This window comes from Celeribacter neptunius, from assembly GCF_900113955.1.
Taxonomy (GTDB): Bacteria; Pseudomonadota; Alphaproteobacteria; order Rhodobacterales; family Rhodobacteraceae; genus Celeribacter; species Celeribacter neptunius.
The window spans coordinates 1-19,362 of record NZ_FORH01000008.1; the positions used below are offsets into that span (position 1 = coordinate 1).

At 62.7% G+C, this 19,362-nt stretch carries 22 protein-coding genes; 17 read left to right on the forward strand and 5 right to left on the reverse strand.

Annotated elements, in window-relative coordinates:
- From BM151_RS17265 to BM151_RS17295, 7 genes are all read left to right on the forward strand, one after another.
- Window positions 1–402: zinc-binding dehydrogenase (locus BM151_RS17265; protein ID WP_245781247.1), on the forward strand; the 402-nt coding region annotated here is incomplete at its 5' end.
- 3 nt (window positions 403–405) lie between these two features.
- Entirely contained in the window at window positions 406–1,230 is an 825-nt protein-coding gene (gene fghA, locus BM151_RS17270; RefSeq protein WP_090062007.1) for an S-formylglutathione hydrolase, read from the forward strand.
- Between the two features lie 22 nt (window positions 1,231–1,252).
- On the forward strand, window positions 1,253–1,639 hold the full coding sequence (locus BM151_RS17275) for a c-type cytochrome (protein WP_090062008.1): 387 nt from the start codon (window positions 1,253–1,255) through the stop codon (window positions 1,637–1,639).
- Between the two features lie 121 nt (window positions 1,640–1,760).
- Window positions 1,761–3,563, forward strand: coding sequence for a methanol/ethanol family PQQ-dependent dehydrogenase (locus BM151_RS17280; RefSeq protein ID WP_090062009.1), 1,803 nt, complete (start codon window positions 1,761–1,763; stop codon window positions 3,561–3,563).
- A 75-nt stretch (window positions 3,564–3,638) separates the two neighbouring features.
- Window positions 3,639–4,169, forward strand: a complete 531-nt coding sequence (locus BM151_RS17285) for a c-type cytochrome, methanol metabolism-related (RefSeq protein ID WP_090062010.1) — start codon at window positions 3,639–3,641, stop codon at window positions 4,167–4,169.
- The gene (locus BM151_RS17290) at window positions 4,150–5,028 is read left to right on the forward strand and encodes a substrate-binding domain-containing protein (RefSeq protein WP_090062011.1); all 879 of its coding nucleotides are present in this window, start codon (window positions 4,150–4,152) and stop codon (window positions 5,026–5,028) included. Before BM151_RS17285 ends, BM151_RS17290 begins: the two co-directional genes overlap by 20 nt.
- Complete coding sequence (locus BM151_RS17295) at window positions 5,025–5,591, forward strand: PQQ-dependent catabolism-associated CXXCW motif protein (RefSeq protein ID WP_090062012.1); 567 nt, start codon at window positions 5,025–5,027, stop codon at window positions 5,589–5,591. Before BM151_RS17290 ends, BM151_RS17295 begins: the two co-directional genes overlap by 4 nt.
- Window positions 5,592–5,828: 237 nt before the next feature.
- On the opposite strand, the gene BM151_RS17300 is transcribed toward BM151_RS17295, so the two are convergent.
- From BM151_RS17300 to BM151_RS17315, 4 genes are all read right to left on the reverse strand, one after another.
- Entirely contained in the window at window positions 5,829–6,623 is a 795-nt protein-coding gene (locus BM151_RS17300) for an ABC transporter permease (protein WP_090062013.1), read from the reverse strand.
- Window positions 6,620–7,393: an ABC transporter ATP-binding protein gene (locus BM151_RS17305; protein WP_090062014.1), complete on the reverse strand. Its 774-nt coding sequence runs from the start codon at window positions 7,391–7,393 to the stop codon at window positions 6,620–6,622. Before BM151_RS17305 ends, BM151_RS17300 begins: the two co-directional genes overlap by 4 nt.
- Before the next feature lie 22 nt (window positions 7,394–7,415).
- Window positions 7,416–8,252: an ABC transporter permease gene (locus tag BM151_RS17310; protein WP_090062015.1), complete on the reverse strand. Its 837-nt coding sequence runs from the start codon at window positions 8,250–8,252 to the stop codon at window positions 7,416–7,418.
- A gap of 113 nt (window positions 8,253–8,365) precedes the next feature.
- On the reverse strand, window positions 8,366–8,569 hold the full coding sequence (locus BM151_RS17315) for a hypothetical protein (protein WP_090062016.1): 204 nt from the start codon (window positions 8,567–8,569) through the stop codon (window positions 8,366–8,368).
- Window positions 8,570–8,800: 231 nt separating this feature from the next.
- Between BM151_RS17315 and BM151_RS17320 the strand changes: the two genes are divergently transcribed.
- The 9 genes from BM151_RS17320 to ppsA all read left to right on the forward strand — a co-directional run bounded on the left by BM151_RS17320 (window position 8,801) and on the right by ppsA (window position 18,089).
- Window positions 8,801–10,393 (forward strand): sensor histidine kinase, encoded by a 1,593-nt coding sequence (locus BM151_RS17320; protein ID WP_090062017.1) that lies wholly within the window; start codon window positions 8,801–8,803, stop codon window positions 10,391–10,393.
- 9 nt (window positions 10,394–10,402) lie between these two features.
- A complete protein-coding gene (locus tag BM151_RS17325; protein ID WP_090062018.1) occupies window positions 10,403–11,107 on the forward strand; it encodes a response regulator transcription factor in 705 nt (234 codons plus the stop codon).
- A 178-nt stretch (window positions 11,108–11,285) separates the two neighbouring features.
- Window positions 11,286–11,384 (forward strand): pyrroloquinoline quinone precursor peptide PqqA, encoded by a 99-nt coding sequence (pqqA, locus tag BM151_RS17330; protein ID WP_090062019.1) that lies wholly within the window; start codon window positions 11,286–11,288, stop codon window positions 11,382–11,384.
- Window positions 11,385–11,406: 22 nt separating this feature from the next.
- A complete protein-coding gene (gene pqqB / locus BM151_RS17335) occupies window positions 11,407–12,315 on the forward strand; it encodes a pyrroloquinoline quinone biosynthesis protein PqqB (RefSeq protein WP_090062020.1) in 909 nt (302 codons plus the stop codon).
- Entirely contained in the window at window positions 12,312–13,097 is a 786-nt protein-coding gene (gene pqqC, locus BM151_RS17340; RefSeq protein WP_090062021.1) for a pyrroloquinoline-quinone synthase PqqC, read from the forward strand. The genes pqqB and pqqC overlap by 4 nt, the downstream gene beginning before the upstream one ends.
- Window positions 13,098–13,108: 11 nt before the next feature.
- Window positions 13,109–13,408 (forward strand): pyrroloquinoline quinone biosynthesis peptide chaperone PqqD, encoded by a 300-nt coding sequence (gene pqqD / locus BM151_RS17345; RefSeq protein ID WP_090062386.1) that lies wholly within the window; start codon window positions 13,109–13,111, stop codon window positions 13,406–13,408.
- Window positions 13,405–14,517 (forward strand): pyrroloquinoline quinone biosynthesis protein PqqE, encoded by a 1,113-nt coding sequence (gene pqqE / locus BM151_RS17350; protein ID WP_090062022.1) that lies wholly within the window; start codon window positions 13,405–13,407, stop codon window positions 14,515–14,517. Before pqqD ends, pqqE begins: the two co-directional genes overlap by 4 nt.
- 281 nt (window positions 14,518–14,798) lie before the next feature.
- Window positions 14,799–15,386, forward strand: coding sequence for an S-(hydroxymethyl)glutathione synthase (gene gfa, locus BM151_RS17355; protein WP_245781248.1), 588 nt, complete (start codon window positions 14,799–14,801; stop codon window positions 15,384–15,386).
- 306 nt (window positions 15,387–15,692) lie between these two features.
- Window positions 15,693–18,089, forward strand: coding sequence for a phosphoenolpyruvate synthase (gene ppsA, locus BM151_RS17360; RefSeq protein ID WP_090062024.1), 2,397 nt, complete (start codon window positions 15,693–15,695; stop codon window positions 18,087–18,089).
- An 84-nt stretch (window positions 18,090–18,173) separates the two neighbouring features.
- Here ppsA and BM151_RS17365 read toward each other — a convergent pair whose 3' ends face one another.
- On the reverse strand, window positions 18,174–18,383 hold the full coding sequence (locus BM151_RS17365; RefSeq protein WP_143093123.1) for a DUF1127 domain-containing protein: 210 nt from the start codon (window positions 18,381–18,383) through the stop codon (window positions 18,174–18,176).
- A gap of 249 nt (window positions 18,384–18,632) precedes the next feature.
- Here BM151_RS17365 and BM151_RS17370 point away from each other — a divergent pair, with 249 nt between their 5' ends.
- The gene (locus tag BM151_RS17370; RefSeq protein ID WP_090062026.1) at window positions 18,633–19,112 is read left to right on the forward strand and encodes an aminoacyl-tRNA deacylase; all 480 of its coding nucleotides are present in this window, start codon (window positions 18,633–18,635) and stop codon (window positions 19,110–19,112) included.
- Window positions 19,113–19,362 lie beyond the last annotated feature (250 nt).

Genomic DNA, 19,362 nt, shown 5'->3' on the forward strand with positions numbered 1-19,362 from the left:
GGCACCGTGGTCGAGGAGATCGTCAACCTGACCAAGCGTGGCGCCGATCAGATCGGCGGCGTGGATTACAGCTTTGATGCCACCGGCAACGTCAAGGTGATGCGCGATGCGCTCGAATGCAGCCACCGCGGCTGGGGCGTTTCCGTCGTGATCGGCGTGGCACCTTCGGGGGCCGAGATCTCGACCCGTCCGTTCCAGCTGGTCACCGGCCGGGTCTGGAAAGGCACGGCGTTTGGCGGCGCCAAGGGCCGCACCGATGTGCCGAAATTCGTCGAATGGTACATGGACGGCAAGATCGAGATCGACCCGATGATCACCCACAAGCTCACCCTCGACGAGATCAACCACGGCTTCGATCTCATGCACGAAGGCAAATCCATCCGCGCCGTCGTGGAATTCTGATCGATGGAGGTCTTGTCCGAAAATCAAAGCTTCGGAGGGCGCCAGACGGTGTACAAACACCCCTCCGAGAGCTGCGGTTGCGAGATGACCTTTGCGGTCTATACGCCACCGCAGGCGAAGGACGGCCCGGTGCCGGTTCTGTGGTACTTGTCGGGGCTGACCTGCACCCATGAAAACGCCATGACCAAGGGCGGGTTTCAGGAACATGCGGCGAAACACGGGCTGGCCATCGTGTTTCCCGATACCTCGCCGCGCGGTGAAGATGTCGCCAATGACGAGGCCTACGATCTGGGGCAGGGCGCCGGTTTCTATGTCAATGCCACCCGCGATCCCTGGCAGCCGCATTATCGGATGTATGACTATATCACCGAGGAATTGCGCGGCCTGGTGATCTCGGAGCTGAAGCTCGCGGACCGTCACGGCATCACCGGCCATTCCATGGGCGGGCACGGCGCGCTGACCATCGCGATCCGCAATCCGGATATGTATGACAGCCTGTCGGCCTTTGCGCCGATCGCGCATCCGACCCAATCGGATTGGGGGCGCAAACAATTGTCGGCCTATCTCGGCGATGACGAAGGCTGCTGGGCGGCCCATGATTCCACGCTGCTCCTGGAGGAGCATGGCTGGAAAGGCGAGCTGCTGGTGGATCAGGGCGCGAGCGACCAGTTCCTCGAGCTGCTGCAGCCGGAGGCTCTGGCGGCCACGATGGCGCGCCGCCGGCAGCCGGGAGAGCTGCGCATGCAGAAGGGGTACGATCATTCGTATTTCTTCGTGAATTCCTTTGCCGCCGACCATGTCGCCTGGCACGCCGCGCGGCTCAGCTGAACAATGAACAGGAAGGAACGCTATGACTAGGAACTATCTCGGATTGGCTTTGGCGATGATGCTGCCGGCCGGTGCGGCTCTGGCCGATATGGCGGGTGACCCCGCCAAGGGCGAAAAGGTCTTTCGCAAATGCATGGCCTGCCACGCGGTTGGCGAAGGCGCCCAGAACAAGGTCGGTCCGGTGCTCAACGGCGTGGTCGGGCGCGCGATCGCCTCGGTTTCGGATTTCACCTATTCGGATGCGATGCACGAGCTGGCGGCGCAGGACGGCGTCTGGACGCCCGAGGAGCTGGCGCAATTCCTGGCCAAACCACGCGATTTCGTAAAGGGCACGAAAATGTCTTTCGCAGGGCTGCGCAAGGAGGAAGAGCGCGCCGATGTGATCGCATATCTGGCAACATTGAAGTGAGAAAGGAGCGTTCGACACGACACGGACTATCCGGGATCGGCTGGAGGAAAGAGGAGCTGCACCCGGACTGACATTATCGCGGTCACATCAAGAACAGGGCCGCATATCAAGGGAGTAGGACATGAAAAAGCTCAAGCTTTTGATCCTGGGCGCAGCGCTGTGTTCCGGCACGGCGGCGATGGCGAACCAGGATCTGATGACCAAGATGGAAGACCCGACGCAATGGGCGATCCAGACCGGGGATTACGCCAACCAGCGGTATTCCGAACTCGATCAGATCAATGCCGACAACGTGGGTGATCTGCAGGTGGCCTGGTCATTCTCGACCGGCGTGTTGCGCGGCCATGAAGGCTCGCCGCTGGTGGTGGGCGACACGATGTATGTGCATACACCGTTCCCCAATATCGTCTATGCGCTCGATCTGAACGAAGATGGCAAGATCAAGTGGAAATACCAGCCAAAACAGGACCCGAATGTCATTCCGGTGATGTGCTGTGACACGGTGAACCGTGGTGTGGCCTATGCCGATGGCAAGATCTTCCTGCATCAGGCCGATACCAAGGTGGTGGCATTGGATGCCGACACCGGTGAGGTGATCTGGGAAGTGATGAACGGCGATGCCGCCAAGGGCGAGACCAACACCGCGACCGTGATGCCGGTCAAGGACAAGGTGATCGTCGGCATCTCGGGCGGCGAATTCGGCGTGCGCGGTTCGGTGACGGCCTATAACATGGCCGATGGTTCTCTGGCCTGGCGGGCCTATTCCATGGGACCGGACAGCGACATCCTGTTCGATCCGGAAAAGACCACGATGCTGGGCAAGCCGGTGGGCGCCGATTCCGGCACCAACACCTGGCAGGGCGATCAGTGGATGATCGGCGGCGGCACCACCTGGGGCTGGTATTCCTATGACCCGGAAGCTGACCTGATCTATTACGGTTCCGGCAACCCCTCGACCTGGAACCCGACCCAGCGTCCGGGCGACAACCGCTGGTCGATGACCATCTTTGCCCGCGACCCCGATGATGGCATGGCCAAATGGGTCTATCAGATGACCCCGCATGACGAATGGGATTACGACGGGATCAACGAGATGATCCTCACGGATCAGGAAGTCGATGGCCAGATGCGCAAGCTTCTGACGCATTTCGACCGCAATGGTCTCGGCTATACGATGGATCGGATCACCGGCGAGCTGATGGTCGCCGAGAAATACGACCCGGCGGTGAACTGGACCACCGGTGTCGATATGGACCCGAATTCCGCGACCTATGGCCGTCCCTCTGTTGTGGCCGAATATTCGACCGAGCAGAATGGCGAGGACGAGAATTCCACCGGCATCTGCCCGGCCGCGCTTGGCTCGAAAGACCAGCAGCCGGCGTCCTATTCGCCCAAGACCGAGCTGTTCTATGTGCCGACCAACCATGTCTGCATGGATTATGAACCGTTCCGTGTCAGCTACACCGCGGGCCAGCCCTATGTCGGGGCGACGCTGTCGATGTACCCGGCGCCGGACAGCCATGGTGGCATGGGCAATTTCATTGCCTGGGACAACATCAAGGGTGAGATCAAATGGTCCATCCCGGAACAGTTCTCGGTCTGGTCCGGTGCTCTGGCCACTGCGGGTGACGTGGTGTTCTACGGCACGCTCGAAGGCTACCTGAAAGCCGTGAGCGCCGAAACCGGCGAAGAGCTTTACCGCTTCAAGACCCCGTCGGGCATCATCGGCAACGTGATGACCTTCGAGCAGGGCGGCAAGCAATATATCGGCATCCTGTCGGGTGTTGGTGGCTGGGCCGGCATCGGTCTGGCGGCCGGTCTGACCAAGGCCAATGACGGTCTGGGCGCCGTGGGGGGCTATGCCGCCCTGAGCGACTATACCGCGCTGGGTGGTCAGCTGACCGTCTTCGCCCTGCCGGATTGATCCGCAGCTCCTTCGGACCGGCGAGGTCATCGGACCTTGCCGGCCCTTCCCCCAGATTTCAGGATAACGCACACCATGACCCGACCCTTTCCCCTGATCGCGGCCGCCGCTTTGATGCTCACGAGCAGCGGTCTTTGCGCTGCCGAAAACATCACTATGGACGATCCGAACATTGCTGTCGCTTATGAAGAGGACGGCCGCTATTACACCGATGACGGTGTCCCGACCTTCAACGTGAAGGCGGACGGAACGGTGGATTGGCCGACATTTTCCGGGTTTCGCCGCTATCATGCGGAATGCCATGTCTGCCACGGTCCCGACGGCGAAGGCTCGACCTATGCGCCGGCACTGAAACAATCCGCGCTCACGCTGGATTACTATGATTTTCTCGATGTGGTGACCAATGGTCGCCAGAAGGTGGACGCGGCCGAAAATTCGGTGATGCCGGCCTTTGGCACCAATGCCAATGTGATGTGCTACATCGACGACATCTACACCTATCTCAAGGCCCGCGGCATGGAGGCGGTCCCGCGTGGGCGGCCGGCCAAGAAAGATCGGAAGAGCGATGTCTTCGTCGAGAATGAAAATGCCTGCATGGGCTCGTGATCTGAGGCCAAATCTCCGGCCAAATCTCCGGCATGCGGCGCTGGCGCTGAGCCTGTCGGTGCTCTGGTCTCTGCCGGCCGTGCCCGCCCGGGCGCAGACCGCGGATCTGGTGTCGCACAGCGCCCTGCGGGTCTGTGCCGATCCGGCCAATGATCCGATGTCGCTGCAGGACGGGTCCGGTTATGAGAACAAGCTCGCCGATCTGATTGCCGCAAAGCTGGAACTGCCGGTGCAGTATAGCTGGTTTCCCATGGCCACGGGGTTCATCCGCAAGACCCTGAAAACCGGACAATGCGATGTGGTGATGGGCTATGCTCAGGGTCATGAACTGGTCTTGAACACCAATCACTACATGACCTCGGCCTATGCCCTCGTGGTGAAATCGGACGGGCCGCTGGCCAATGTCGCGCAATTGTCGGACCCGCGCCTTCAGGGGCTGCATCTCGGGGTGATCGCCGGATCGCCGCCGGCCACGCATATGGCGAAATACGGGTTGATCGGCGCGGCGCGGCCCTATCGCCTGTTTGTCGACCGGCGGCACGAGAGCCCGGCGCTCGATATGCTCGCGGATCTGGAGACGGGTGAGATCGATGCCGCGGTGCTCTGGGGCCCGATTGCCGGACCTCTGGTGAAACGCGATCATCCGGGTCTGAAACTCATTCCCCTGATCAAGGAAGAGGCCGCGCCGAAGCTTTTCTACCGCATTACCATGGGGGTGCGGCAGGGCGAAAAGGTCTGGCAGCGCAAGCTCAATTCGCTCATCCGCCGCAACCAGGTGGAGATCAACGCCATCCTGACCGAGGCCGGCGTGCCTCTGTTGACCGATATGGGGGATGCGATGCTGGATGTGGGGCAATGAGAGCCGCCCGGTCCCTTGCCGTGGTGCTCAAGGCACTCATCGTGCTGCTCCTGCTTCCTCTCTGCGCCGGGGCGCAGGAGGCGGAACCGGAGGGCTACCGGATGGAACATTATCGCGGCCCCGTGCCGGAAAGCCTGTCGGGTGCAACGGTGATTGGCCCGGAGGCGGCTTATGAGTTGTGGACTGCGGGCGGGGTGGGTTTCATCGACGTGTTGCCGCAGGCGCCGAAGCCCGCCAACCTGCCCGAGGGCACGATCTGGCGCGACAAGCCGCGGCTGTCGATCCCCGGTGCCATCTGGTTGCCCAATGTCGGCTATGGCGCCCTTGCCCCGCAGACCGATGGCTATTTCCGCGCCGGGCTCAGCGCGGCAACCGGCGGGGATACGGCGCATCCCGTGCTGTTCTTCTGTCTCGAGGAGTGCTGGATGAGCTGGAATGCCGCCAAACGCGCGCTCGAGTATGGCTACAGCCATGTTTACTGGCTGCCCGAAGGCACCGATGGCTGGGCGTTTTACGATTATCCGCTGGAACAGGTTGTGCCCCGCGAACCGCAACCGCGGTGAGTGTGAGCTGCACGTCGATGACGCGGGCGGTGACCAGCCTGCCCGTGGGGGGGCGCTCACAGGGTTGAACCAAGCGCTTTATAGTGCAGACGACATCCATCATGTGAGGTCTGTACGCGGCTCCCATGCGCCTCTCGGGTCGTGCTGGAAGCACGCCTCCGGCGTGACACGGGCTGGTGCAGGCGCGGCGGCTGCGCCTTGTTCCGCGCCGGAAGGGCCTGTGCTTTCCGAAAGCCTCTACCCCCGGCGCCGCCGGGTCATGCCATGGGCCGGATCATAACCCAGAAGCGCCAGTCCGAAAAACACCGCGAAACTGAGCCCCACCCAGAGAAGCGCCATGCCGTTGAACTGCTGATAGAGCGCGAAACGGATCAGCTCCACCGCATGGGTGAACGGGTTCACCGCGCAGATGTCGCGCAGCCAGTCCGAGCTTTCGGCCATTTTCCACAGCGGGTAGAGCGCCGAGGAGAGAAAGAACATCGGGAAGATCACGAAATTCATCACGCCTGCGAAATTCTCCAATTGTCGGATGGTCGAGGAAATCAACAGTCCCAGCGCCCCCAACATCAGCCCGCTGATCAGTAGCGCGGGCAGGACGAAGAGATAGCCCAGTGGTGGCAGGGTGATGCCGAACAGGGCGGCGAGTGCCAGAAACGTGTAGCATTGCAGGATCGACACGGCGACGCCGGCCAGCAGTTTCGACAAGAGGAGCCACCAGCGCGGCAGCGGCGCGGTCAGCAACAACCGCATCGAGCCCATCTCCTGATCATAGACCAGCGACAGCGAGCTTTGCATGCCGTTGAACAGCTGAATCATGCCGCAGAGCCCCGGCAGGATATAGACCTCATAGGTGATATAGGTCTCATAGGGCGGGATGATCGATAGGCCGAGTGCTGCGCGAAATCCGGCGGCAAAGACCACGAGCCAGATCAGCGGCCGCACCAGGGCAGCGAGAAACCGGCTGCGTTGTTGCAAGAACCGCAGCGACTCGCGCCGCATGATCGCCAGAAGCGCGGTGAGATAGAGGCTCATGTCAGGGCCTCCGCGCTGCTCTCGATCGTCTCGGCGTCGGCCGGGCTCTCGGTGTCGGTCATTTCCATGAACCGGTCGGCGAGGCTCTGTGTGCCGCGCAGATCGGCAGCCGGTTCATGCGCCAGAACCCGGCCCTGATGCAGCACGATCACATCATCGCTATCCGCGTCTTCGGTGCGGATCTCATCGACCAGATGGGTGGCCCAGAACACGGTCAGCCCGGCGTCGGCCAGATCGTGGACATGATCGACGATCGCACGACGGCTTTTGAAATCGAGCCCGACGGTGGCCTCATCGAGCATCAGCACCGCCGGCTCATGCAAGAGCGCCCGGGCGATCTCCATCCGACGCCGGTGTCCACCATTGAGGCTGCGCACGCGCTCTCCGGCCCGCTCGCGCATGTCGAGCCGCTCGAGCGCCTGATCGATCCGGCGTGCGGCATCGCGGCCCTTGATCCCGTGCAGCGCCGCGAAATAGCGCATGTTCATCATGACGCTCATGTCGAGATCCAGGGTCGGTTGCTGAAACACCACGCCGATCTTTGAGAGCGCCGCGCGCGGGGAACGCGCCAGATCATGGCCCGCGATGTTGATCCGCCCCTGATCCGAGACGAAGAGCCGGGTCAAAAGCGCAAACAGCGTCGATTTTCCAGCGCCGTTCGGGCCGAGCAGGGCGGTGAAATGCCCCTCGTGCAGGCGGAAACTCACGTCTTTGAGTGCCTGTTTCTCGCCATAGCGATAGCTGAGATCAGAGACCTCCAATGTGTTCATCCCGGTTCTGCTCACGCGCCTCTCACTCCTGTCGCCATTGCCGTACCCGCCGCTCGACGGGTTGCAAGACCAGCCATTCCATTGCCAGCATCACCGTGACGAAGGATAGGGCGTAAATCAGCACCATGGCCACGTCGAAAAGTTGGAAATACAGGTGGATCTGAAAGCCGATCCCGTTGGAGCGGCCAAGAAATTCGACCACCAGAACGATTTTCCAGATCACCGCGATGCCGGAGCGGGCGGCGGCGGTGATGAAAGGCGCGAGCTGCGGCAGCACCACATGGCGCATGCGTTTTCGCCAGGGCAGGCGATAGACGCTGGCCATGGCGTCGAGCGCCGGATCGAGTGCGCGCGCACCTTCGCGGATCATCGTGGTCACATTGGGGATCTTGTTGAGCGTCACGGCGAGGATCGCGGCGGTCTCGTTGAGCCCGATCCACAGGTAACAGAGCACGATCAGCACCAGCGCCGGCAGGTTGAGAAAAATCACCAGCCAGGGATCGAGCCAGCGGTTGAGCCGCGGGTTGCGCCCCATGGCGAGCCCGAGCGCGATGCCCAGGCTCATCGCCAGCACAAAGGCCCAGATCACCCGGGACAAGGTCTTCCCGAGATGAAACATCAGCTCCCCCGAGCGCAATTCGGATAGAAACGGCGAGATCAGGGCCCAGGGCTGCGGCAGGGTGGCGGGGTCACGGGTGAGCGTGGCGGCGACGACCCAGATCAGCAGCAGCAATGCCAGAGAGGTGCCCGTCGTGCCGATTTTGCCGATCTGACCGATCTGGTCGACCCTGTCGAACGGTCTTGCCGCGGGACCCGGGCTCTGCCCCGTCCTGCGGTCTGCGGTGTCCTGATGCTGCACGCGCGCCTCCCTTTGGCACGAATGCTGCCGTCTTTGGCGCGTGGCGTCAATTCATCCGAAGGGCGTATAGACACGGCTAGACACGGTGCGTTGACACCGCAGAGCTCCGCGCCTCAGGTCTTTTGTTCGCCCTGGCGCAGCATGTGGCAGGACCAGCGCGACACGGTATAGGCCGGGTGCTGTTCCGTCCATTTCGCCAGCTCGGGCTGTGCCCCCATCATGCAGGTCATCGGCGTGATATCGGTGAACAGCAGGCTGCGTTCCTCGCAGGCGTCCGGCGAGGTGGACAGGCAGGCAACGAAAAGAAGTTCGATCATGGGCAACTCCATCGGGACACTGACAAGAGGGGACGAGCATAGTCCCCGATACTAAAGACTCGATTGACTCGATGCCGGACAGGGTAGCACCGTTTTGCCCTTGGCAGGGTAAATCGTCCTTTGCAAATGCTGCAATGCGGCATTTTGGCAAAGTTTTACGCTCAGATTGCTTGCCGGAGGCGGAACAGTCTTAAAATCTGTGCAGGTTGAGAAAGGATATGGCCCGAGGCGATGCTGCGACACGGTTCACTGAAGGCCCGGCTCGGGATCGGGGCCGGCTTGCTGGGGTTGGCGACATTGCTGACCGCCGGACTTTTGACCGTCGGCATGGCGCAGGTGTCGAAACGGGTGGAAATCGCCCTGGCATCGGAACGCCGGCTCGAGCAATATTCCGCGCTCTCCACCCAGGTCTCGACCTATTACATCGTGGTGGCGGAACTCATCCAATCCGGCCTCTCCCCGGAGGCACGCGGTCAGCGCACGGAGGTCCTTGCGGCGACATTGGGACAGAGTTTTGCCACGTTGCGGGCCGGTCTCGATGCCGAGGTGGCCAGCGCCGCGCGGGCCGGGCTGGATGCCCAGAGCCGTCGTGCCGCCCGGTCGCTGACCATCGCCCGGATGGAGGCTCTGCTCGAGACCACTCAGAGCGGATTGACGGCGCCGACAGCGGACCCGGTGCGGCTGCGTGCCTATCTCGACGGGTTTGCCAGCGGCATTGATCCGCTTCTGTCGGAGGCGGTGAATGAGGAAAAGCGGCTGCGCGCGGCGATCCTGACCGGCATCGAAGCGCTGCGACAGCGTCTGACCCGGCTCGCGATCGGCATCGGCGTGGCGGCGGTTCTGCTGTCTTTCGCCTTCTATTTCCGGCTGGTGCGGCCGGAGTTGCGCCGGCTGGATCTGTTGCGTGACGCGGCCAAGCGGATCGGTCAGGAAGATTTTTCCATCGCTCTGCCCGACGCAGGCCAGGACGAGATCGGCCAGCTGTCGACCGAGACCAACCGCATGGCACAGACCCTTGCCACGCGCGCCGGGCAGGTCGCCGCGGACCGTGCCGCACTGAACGAGACCATCCGTCAACGCACCGAGGATCTGCGCGCGGCCAAGACCCGGCTGGAACGGATCGACGAGGACCGCCGCCGTTTCTTTGCCGACATCAGCCATGAGTTGCGCACGCCCCTGACGGTCATTCTGATGGAGGCGCAGCTTGGCAAGGCGGGGGCACCGGAGCCGGAGCAGGCCTTTGCCACGATCGAAGAACGGGCGACGCGGCTGAACCGGCGGATCGACGATCTGTTGCGTATCGCGCGCTCGGAAACCGGGCAACTGACACTGGAAGAGCAGGCGCTCGACCTGGCGCAACTCACCCGGGAGGCGACCGCTGAGACCCGGGCGGAAATCGTCAATGCGGGCATGGAACTCAGCCTGTCGGAGTTCGAGCCGCTGCCCGTCACCGGCGACCGGAACTGGCTGCGCCAGGTCATCGTCGGCCTGTTGCGCAATACCATTCGCCATGGGCGTTCGGGCGGGCTGATCCGGCTCGAGGCGCGGCGGCAGGGTCCGTGTTGCGAGATCGCGATCCTCGACAACGGTCCGGGCGTCGCGCCCGAGGATCAGGCCCGTATCTTTGACCGGTTCGCACAGGGTGGCGACGGCCGTGGCGCCAGCCATCGGCAAGGCTTCGGGCTGGGTCTGGCGCTGGCCCATTGGGTGGTCGCGCAGCAGGGCGGAGAGATCGCGATCGAGAGCCCGCTGCCGCCGGAGCGCGCTCTGGGCGCCGGCGCCGGGTCGAAATTCACGGTTCGCATGCCGCTCCGCATGGGCTAGGCTGATCGCATGGCGGCTCCTGTGAAGCTTCTCGTCGTGGATGATGATCCGCAGATCACCTCGGCTCTGGCCCGCGGTCTGAGCCTGCATGGCTATGCGGTCGAGACCGACAATCGTGCCGATACCGCGCTGGCGCATCTGTTGACCGGCGGGTTCGCGGCGGCGGTAGTGGATGTGATGCTGGGCGCCGACAGCGGGCTCGATCTGGTGCGCCGCGCCCGCGCCGCCGGGGTGCAGATCCCCGTGGTGATGCTCTCTGCGCTCTCTGAGGTTGAACATCGCGCCGCCGGGCTCGAAGCCGGGGCGGATGACTATATCGTCAAACCCTTCAGCTTCGATGAGCTGGCCGCGCGGCTGAAAGTTCAGCAACACCGTGTCGCGGAGACGCGTCCGGCGCCGGCGCGCATGTCGGACCCGGCCCGCAGCCTGTCCTGTGGCGCACGCACCGTGCAGCTGACCGATCGGGAATATTCGGTGCTGGCGCTTTTGGCGAAACATTGCGGCAGCCCGGTGCCGCGCGGCGAGATTTTCGACGCGCTTTGGGCGGGGACCTCCGGTTCGGAAAACGTGGTGGACGTCTATGTCGGCTATCTGCGCAAGAAACTGAAACCCTCGATGGATTTCGGATTCGAGATCCGCACGGTGCGGCATCGCGGCTTCGTTCTGGACGGGATTGCACCGCTCAGAAGCGGTTGGGTTCAGACCAAAGTCTGAGGTTTTCTTAGAAATTAAGTATCGCGTTGATCCACGTCCTTGCGGCAAGCTGAGAGCGCGAACATGTCCCGCCTTGAGAGTGTCTTTCGCGGCGAACCCGTTCCGGGGGAATTGCGAAAGGCACGCGGGATCAAGCCACTATGCCAACCCTGTTTGCCAATTCTGAGGAGGAGACCCCATGGCCTGGAACAAACCCGTCATCCGCGAAATCGAATGCGGCATGGAAATCAACATGTACGGCCCGGATCACGACGACGATCACGGCGTGCTGTTCTGAGACCCCGTGCGCGGAGGATATCATGGTTTTCCGCGCGCGTATTCTGGGAGCTGCGGCCGGGGGCGGTCTGCCGCAATGGAATTGCGGATGTGACAATTGCCGGCTGGCGCGGGTGGGAGAGATCCCGGCCCAGAGCCAATCCTCGCTGGCGGTTTCCGGCAATGGCCGGGACTGGGCGGTGCTGAACGCCTCTCCTGACATTCGCAGCCAAATCGCGGCAACGCCGGAGCTCTATCCGACAGGGCTGCGCGAGATGCCGCTCAGCTCGGTCCTGTTGACCAATGGCGATATCGACCATGTGGCCGGTCTTCTGACCCTGCGCGAGATGCAGGGGTTCACGCTTTATGCGACGCCGGGCATCCATGAGGTGCTGGCGAAAAATCCGATTTTCAACGCCGTAAACCCCGATGTCGTGCCCCGCGCCGAGGTCGCGCTGGAGCGGCCGTTCGAGATCGTTCCGGGGCTCATGGCGACGCTGTTTGCGGTGCCCGGCAAAGTGCCGCTTTATCTCGAAGGCGAGGTGGTCGAAACTGATCTCGTCGGCGAACAGACCGTCGGCGTGGAGCTGCGGGTGAGCGACGGCGACGGTGAGCGACGGATCTACTACATCCCCGGCTGTGCCCGTCTGAATGACGCGCTCAGGGCGCGGATCGCGGGCGCGGATCTGCTGTTTTTCGACGGCACGCTGTGGCGCGATGACGAGATGATCCGCGCTGGCCTCGGCGCCAAGACCGGCAAGCGCATGGGACATATGTCGATGTCGGGCGAGGACGGCAGCCTCGCCGCCTTTGCCGATCTGGAGCTCGGGCAAAAGGTCTTTGTCCATATGAACAACACCAATCCGGTGTTGCGCCCCGATGCGCCGGAGCGGCGGGTCGCGCAGCAGGCGGGATGGACCATCGGTCAGGACGGAATGGAGATTGCACTATGACACAGGTTGCGCCGCAGATACAGGCACAGGCACAGGCACAGGCACGCGAAGACTTCGAGGCGCGGTTGCGCCGGATCGGCGCCGAGCGTTATCACGATCTGCACCCGTTTCACGGGCTGTTGCATGGCGGCGGATGCAGCCCGGATCAGGTCCGGGCCTGGGTGATCAACCGCTATTATTACCAGCATTCGATCCCGATGAAGGACGCGGCCTTCATGTCGCGGGTCGAGAGCCCGGATCTCAGGCGCGCCTGGCGGTCGCGGATCGAGGATCACGATGGCTGCGCGGGCAATGAGGGCGGCATTCGCCGCTGGCTCAGGCTCGCCGAGGCTGTCGGGCTCGACCCGGATTATGTCGCCTCCTGCGAGGGCGTGTTGCCGGCGACGCGGTTCGCGGTGGATGCCTATGTGCGCTATGTCCGCGACAAGAGCCTTTTGGAGGCGGTGGCCGCCTCGCTGACCGAGCTGTTTGCCCCGGCGATCCACGCCAGCCGGATCGAAGGGCTCTTGCAGAATTACGATTTCGCCGATGACTCGTCTCTGTCCTATTTCCGCAAACGCCTGAGCGAAGCGCCGAAAGACGTGGCCTTTGGCCTCAAATGGGTGCTCGATCATGCGGATACGGCGGAGAAACAGGATCAGGCCGCCAAGGCGCTGATCTTCAAGACCGATGTGCTCTGGGCCCAGTTGGACGCGCTCTGGGGCGCCTATGTCGAACCGGGCCGCATCCCGCCGGGGGCCTGGGTCCCGGGCGAGGGCATGGCCGACGCGAGAGCCGCGTGATGCGGGGCGCGATGCGAGGGGAGGAGATCCCCGTCCTGCCGCGTGGCGTGCGGCTGCATCAGGATCGGGTGCGCGGCGGCTGGGTGCTTTTGGCGCCTGAACGCACGGTGGCGCTGGATCAGGTCGGCCATGCGATCCTTTCCGAGGTCGATGGCAAACGCAGCCTCAGTGAGATCACCGCCGCGCTGGCCGAGGCTTACAATGCGCCGCAAGATCAGATCATGCAGGACAGCGCCGGATTTCTCGCGGCGCTGCGGTCGAAACGGTTTCTCGAGGTGGTGACAGAGGTCACGGCCGAGGTGGCGACATGAGCGATACGCGCCCGCCGATTGCCATGCTGGCCGAGCTGACCCATCGTTGTCCGCTGTCCTGTCCCTATTGTTCCAACCCGCTGGAGCTGACCCGTCAGGACAGCGAATTGAACACCGAGGCCTGGGCCGGTATCTTCCGCCAGGCCGCCGACCTCGGGGTGTTGCAGCTGCATCTCTCGGGCGGAGAGCCCGCCAGCCGACGTGATCTCGAGGCGCTGGTGGCGGCGGCGCGCGACGCCGGGCTCTACACCAATCTGATCACCTCCGGCATCGGGTTGAGCGAGCGGCGGTTGCGGGCGCTGGATGCGGCCGGGCTCGATCATATCCAGCTCAGCCTGCAGGGCACCACGCCGGAAATGGCCGATGAGATCGGCGGTTATCGCGGCGGCTACAAGCGCAAGATGCAGGTGGCGCAGTGGATCGGCGAGATCGGCTTTCCGCTGACCCTCAACGCGGTGTTGCACCGGCGCAACCTGCATCAATTGCCGCGGGCGCTGGAGATGGCGGTGGAGATGGGCGCGCGCCGGATCGAGGTTGCCACGGTGCAGTTCCATGGCTGGGCTCTGAAAAACCGCGATGCGCTGATGCCGACGCGCGTGCAGGCGCAGGAGGCCACCCGTCTGGTGGAGGCGGCGCGGGCGCGGTTAAAAGATGTGCTGGTGATCGATTACGTGCCGGCGGATTACCATTCGGATGTGCCGAAACGCTGCATGGGCGGCTGGGGTTCCACCGGGCTCAATGTCACCCCGGAAGGGCTGGTCCTGCCGTGTCATGCAGCACAGACGATCCCGCATCTGACATTTGACAGTCTGCGGGACCGGAGCCTCAAGGAGATCTGGTACGAGGGGGCAGCCTTCAACGCCTATCGCGGCACAGAGTGGATGCGCGACCCGTGCAAGAGCTGTGCCCGAAAGACCGTGGATTTCGGAGGCTGTCGTTGTCAGGCCATGGCACTGACCGGTGACGCGTCTGCCACCGATCCGGTCTGTCACCACTCCCCCGATCATGCCGCCCTGCAAAGCCGCGCCGAGGCCCATGCCGCCAGCGAGGAGGCCGCATTGGTCTATCGCGATGCGGCGGGCAGCGCGGCGCCAGTCCCGGCCGAGTAACCGACTTATATCTGTAACGGTTTGTAAGGGCTGAAGAATATACATGCTTCAGCCCTTCTCTCGTTGCGGTGTCTCCCTGTCGTTTTTCGCGAATTTCCGCCCGGGCGGCCCACCGCTCAGCCGATACCATCGGCTAAATTGTCATGTGGCTTCTCAGGGCGCACCCTTTCGCGAGGGCATCGCAGAAAGCGCGGCCCGGCAAGGCCCGACAAGGCCGGACAAGGGAGGGAAACAGACAGATGGGATTTCTCAGCAAGATTTTTGGAGGAGGAGAACAACAGATGAGCACTTCGCAATACGGGGACGTGAAAATCCACCCGCAGGTCGACAATGGTGTGAAACCCGGCAAGGCGGGTTTCGCCGGTGGCACGCTGAGCTGCCATTGCAGCAGCGATCCGGTGGTCGTGGTGGTGGATGCGCAGACCGCGCATAACCACGTTTGTGGCTGTACCAAATGCTGGAAGCCCAATGGCGCGATTTTCAGCCAGGTGGCGGTTGTCGGTCGGGACAAGCTGCGGGTGGCCGAGAATGAGGACAAGCTCGACATCATCGATGCCAGCGCCGCGATCCAGCGCCATGCCTGCAAAGACTGCGGTGTGCATATGTATGGCCGGATCGAGAACAAGGATCACCCGTTCTACGGGCTGGATTTCATCCATACCGAATTGTCGGATGCCGAGGGCTGGTCGCCCGCCGAATTCGCGGCTTTCGTTTCTTCGGTGATCGAATCCGGTGTTGCGCCGGAGCGCATGGAGGGCATTCGTGGCCGGTTGCACGAGCTGGGGCTCGAGCCCTATGACGCGCTGTCGCCGCCGCTGATGGACGCCATTGCCACCCATATCGCCAAGCAGAGCGGTGCGCTGAGCTGAGCTGATCTGATCTGGCCCGAGGGGCCGTCCAAAGCCCGCAGAGCATATGCTCGGACAGGGGCTTTGGGCGGCTCCTCCGACCGGGTGGCGTCGGCACTGGCCTTGAATGACTGGCCTGGCTGATTGGCCAAGGCTGGCTGGGCTCTGGAACGGGGGGACCTGTGATATCGCTATTTTGGTCTGTTTTGGCACAGGAGATCGGGGTTTTCGGATCGTTTTGGATCAGGTTTGATCGGCGTCAATGGGAAGAAGGTGCTGATTTTGTACACTCCGCCCCATGGAACGCAGCCGAAAAGAAGAGATGTGATGACACAGAGTGTGGCGATGGGAGGCCAGTCCCTGATCTGGCTCGAGACCTTAAGACGCGGCGATGTGGCCAAGGTCGGCGGGAAAAATTCCTCTTTGGGCGAGATGTTGCAGACGCTGGGCGAGGCGGGCATTCGCGTGCCGCCGGGCTTTGCCACCACCTCGGACGCCTATCGCGACTTCCTCGCCGAGAACGGTTTCGGCGATGTGCTGAAACACGAGCTCGGCAAGCTCGCCGACGGGCGGGCGACATTGGCCGAGGCGGGCAAGGCGATCCGCGACACCATTCGCTCGGGCGTCTGGCCCGAGAAGATCGAAACGGATATTCGCGAGGCCTATCGCGAATTGGGGCGTCGGATCGGGCGCGAGAACCCGTCGGTTGCCGTGCGCTCTTCGGCCACGGCCGAAGACCTGCCGGACGCCAGTTTCGCCGGGCAACAGGAGACGTTTTTGAACGTTGTCGGGGAAGAGGCGCTGCTCACCGCCTGCCGGCGCTGCTATGCCTCGCTGTTTACCGACCGGGCGATTACCTATCGCAATCTCAAGGGCTTCGATCATCTCGAAGTGGCGCTCTCGATCGGTGTGCAGCAAATGGTGCGCTCCGACATCAGCGGCTCCGGCGTGATGTTCTCGCTCGACACCGAAAGCGGGTTTGACAAGGTGGCGCTGATCACCGCCGCCTGGGGCTTGGGCGAAAACGTCGTGCAAGGCGCGGTCAGCCCGGATGAATATCAGGTCTACAAGCCTTTCCTCGACCGGCCAGAGACCACGCCGATCATTCACAAGGCACTGGGCGCCAAGACGATCAAGATGGTGTATGGCCGCGACGGGGATATGGCGACGCGCAATGTGCCGACCTCGCTGGCCGAGCGCGAACGCTGGGTGCTGAGCGATGCGGAAATCCTCGAGCTCGCGCGCATGGCGACCACCATCGAGGCGCATTACGGCTGTCCGATGGATATGGAATGGGCGCGCGACGGCATCGACGGCAAGCTCTACATCGTGCAGGCCCGCCCCGAGACTGTGCAATCGCATGCCGCTGCCGGCCAGATGAAATCTTATCATCTCGGCAGTCATGGCGCAAAACTGGTGACCGGGCTGAGCGTTGGCGGCGCGGTGGCCACCGGTGAGGTCTGTATCATCGAGAGCGCCGAACATATCGACCGGTTTGTCGATGGCGCCGTTCTGGTCACCTCGACCACCGACCCGGACTGGGTGCCGATCATGAAACGCGCCTCGGCCATTGTCACCGACCACGGCGGGCGGACATCGCATGCCGCGATCATCAGTCGTGAGCTGGGCGTGCCGGCCATCGTCGGCACCGGCGATGCCACCCATGTGCTGCACGATCATCAGATGGTCACCGTCTCCTGCGCCGAGGGCGAAGAGGGCGTGATCTATGACGGCGCGGCCGAGGTTACGGTGGAAGACATCCATCTCGATCATGTGCCGGAGACCCGGACCAAGGTGATGCTCAACCTCGCCAACCCGTCGGCCGCGATGCGCTGGTGGCGTCTGCCCGCCGATGGGGTCGGGCTCGCCCGGATGGAATTCGTCATCAACAATGAGGTGAAGGTGCACCCGCTGGCGCTCACCCGCTATGATCAGCTCAGCTCCAAGGACGACAAGGCGGCGATCGATGCCCTGACCAAAGGCTACGGCAGCCGCTCCGACTATTTTGTCGACAAGCTCGCCATGGGGCTCTCGCGCATCGCCGCCGTGCTCTACCCGAACCCGGTGATCATCCGGATGAGCGACTTCAAGACCAATGAATATGCCGATCTCTTGGGCGGGGCGCAGTTCGAGCCCAAGGAGGGCAACCCGATGATCGGGTTCCGGGGCGCGTCGCGCTATTATTCGGACGATTACAAGGACGGGTTCGCGCTGGAATGCCAGGCCATTCACAAGCTGCGCGAAGAGATGGGGTTCGACAATGTCATCGTGATGATCCCGTTCTGCCGCACCGTCGGAGAGGCCGACAAGGTGCTCGAGGTCATGGCGGAGAACGGCTTGGAGCGCGGCAAGGACGGGCTGCAGGTCTATGTCATGTGCGAAATCCCCTCGAATGTGATCGAGGCGGAACATTTCGCCGAACGTTTCGATGGGTTCTCCATCGGCTCCAACGACCTGACCCAGCTCACCCTCGGCATCGACCGCGATTCCGAGGCGCTGGCGTCCTTGTTCCGTGAACGCGATCCGGCGGTGCTCTGGATGATCGAAACGGTGATCGAGAAAGCCCATGCCGCGGGCCGCAAAGTCGGGCTCTGCGGTCAGGCGCCGAGCAATGATCCCGATTTCGCCCGGCTTCTGGTCGAGGCCGGAATCGACACGATCTCGGTGACGCCGGACAGCTATCTTTCGGTCAAGGCCAATGTGGCCGAGGCCGAAAAAGGCTAGGGCACACTTGGGGGGACAAGGAAAACGCGCCTCCGGGGGCCGGGGGCGCGTGTTTTGTCTTTCAGCAGTTCAACGGCGAGCGTCTCAGCCGCGACGGAAGCCGCCTTCGGCCACGCGGGCGATATCGCCGCGGGTCAGGCCGATGTCGTTCAGCTCGTGATCGGAAAGAGCCTCGAGCGCCTTGCGGGTCTTCATCGCGTTGCGGTAGGCGGAAAAGCCGGAGAAGAAAGAAGTGGTGAGGCCTTTGGAGCTCGACGAAACAGTCGAGGACATCGGTTTGGTCAGGGTCATCATGTCAGTCGGTCCTTGAAGGAAAGAGTTTTCATTTTGCTCAATATCTGAGCGCATATGGATCTTCGCCGCATGTAGTGTGGGCGGTTTGTGAAAGCAAATGCTCTCCCGACAGCCCCGCTATGCGTTTCTGTCATGGCTGATTGCCAAAGGGTCAAAAGACAGGAATATGGGCGGAAATCCCGGGAATTGCTTATATAATTGGCAAGCGACCCTGGCTGATCCGGCGTTCGAGGCGAAAGGAAAGACAACATGAGCACTGCAACCCCGGCAACACGGTTTCTCGAACGCGCAGGGCTGTCTTTCGAGCGGCTCGAATATGACTATGGCGCCGGTGGTGAGGGGCCGATCGGGCTCAACGCGGCCGAGGCAATCGGCTGGGAGGCGGGGCGCGTGTTCAAGACGCTGATGGTCGAGCTGGACGGCAAACCTGCCTGTGCCGTGCTCGCGTCGAACCGCAGCCTGTCGATGAAAAAGCTCGCCGCCGCGCTCAAGGGCAAATCGGCACAGATGATGGACCCTTCAAAAGCCGAGCGTCTGACCGGGTTTCACACCGGCGGGATCAGCCCGTTCGGCCAGAAGAAACGCGTGCCGATCGTGTTTGACGCGACGGTGACCGAAGTGCCCGCTCCTGTGGTGATCAACGGTGGCAAGCGCGGGCTGATGGTCTGCCTCGATCCGGTGCCGGCGATCGAGGCGCTGGGCGCGAAAGTCGCCGCGGTCAGCCAATAGCGCGGGAATTGGCCGCTCAAAGCCCGAAGTAACTTTGTAAACATGCGGGAAAGCGAGGTTTTTCGGCGCTCGGCGAAAATCTGCGCGCGGGATCGGCGTGACTTCGCTGCCATGCTCTTTTTCGAATTGCTTTTCGAAATGAAAAAACCGTTAACAGAGCGAATCGCCTGTGCTAGCCTGCAGATAATAAAAAAATATATGGCAGGCATATAGGCAATGAGAACGGGCTCTTCAGGCACGTTTGTCATCG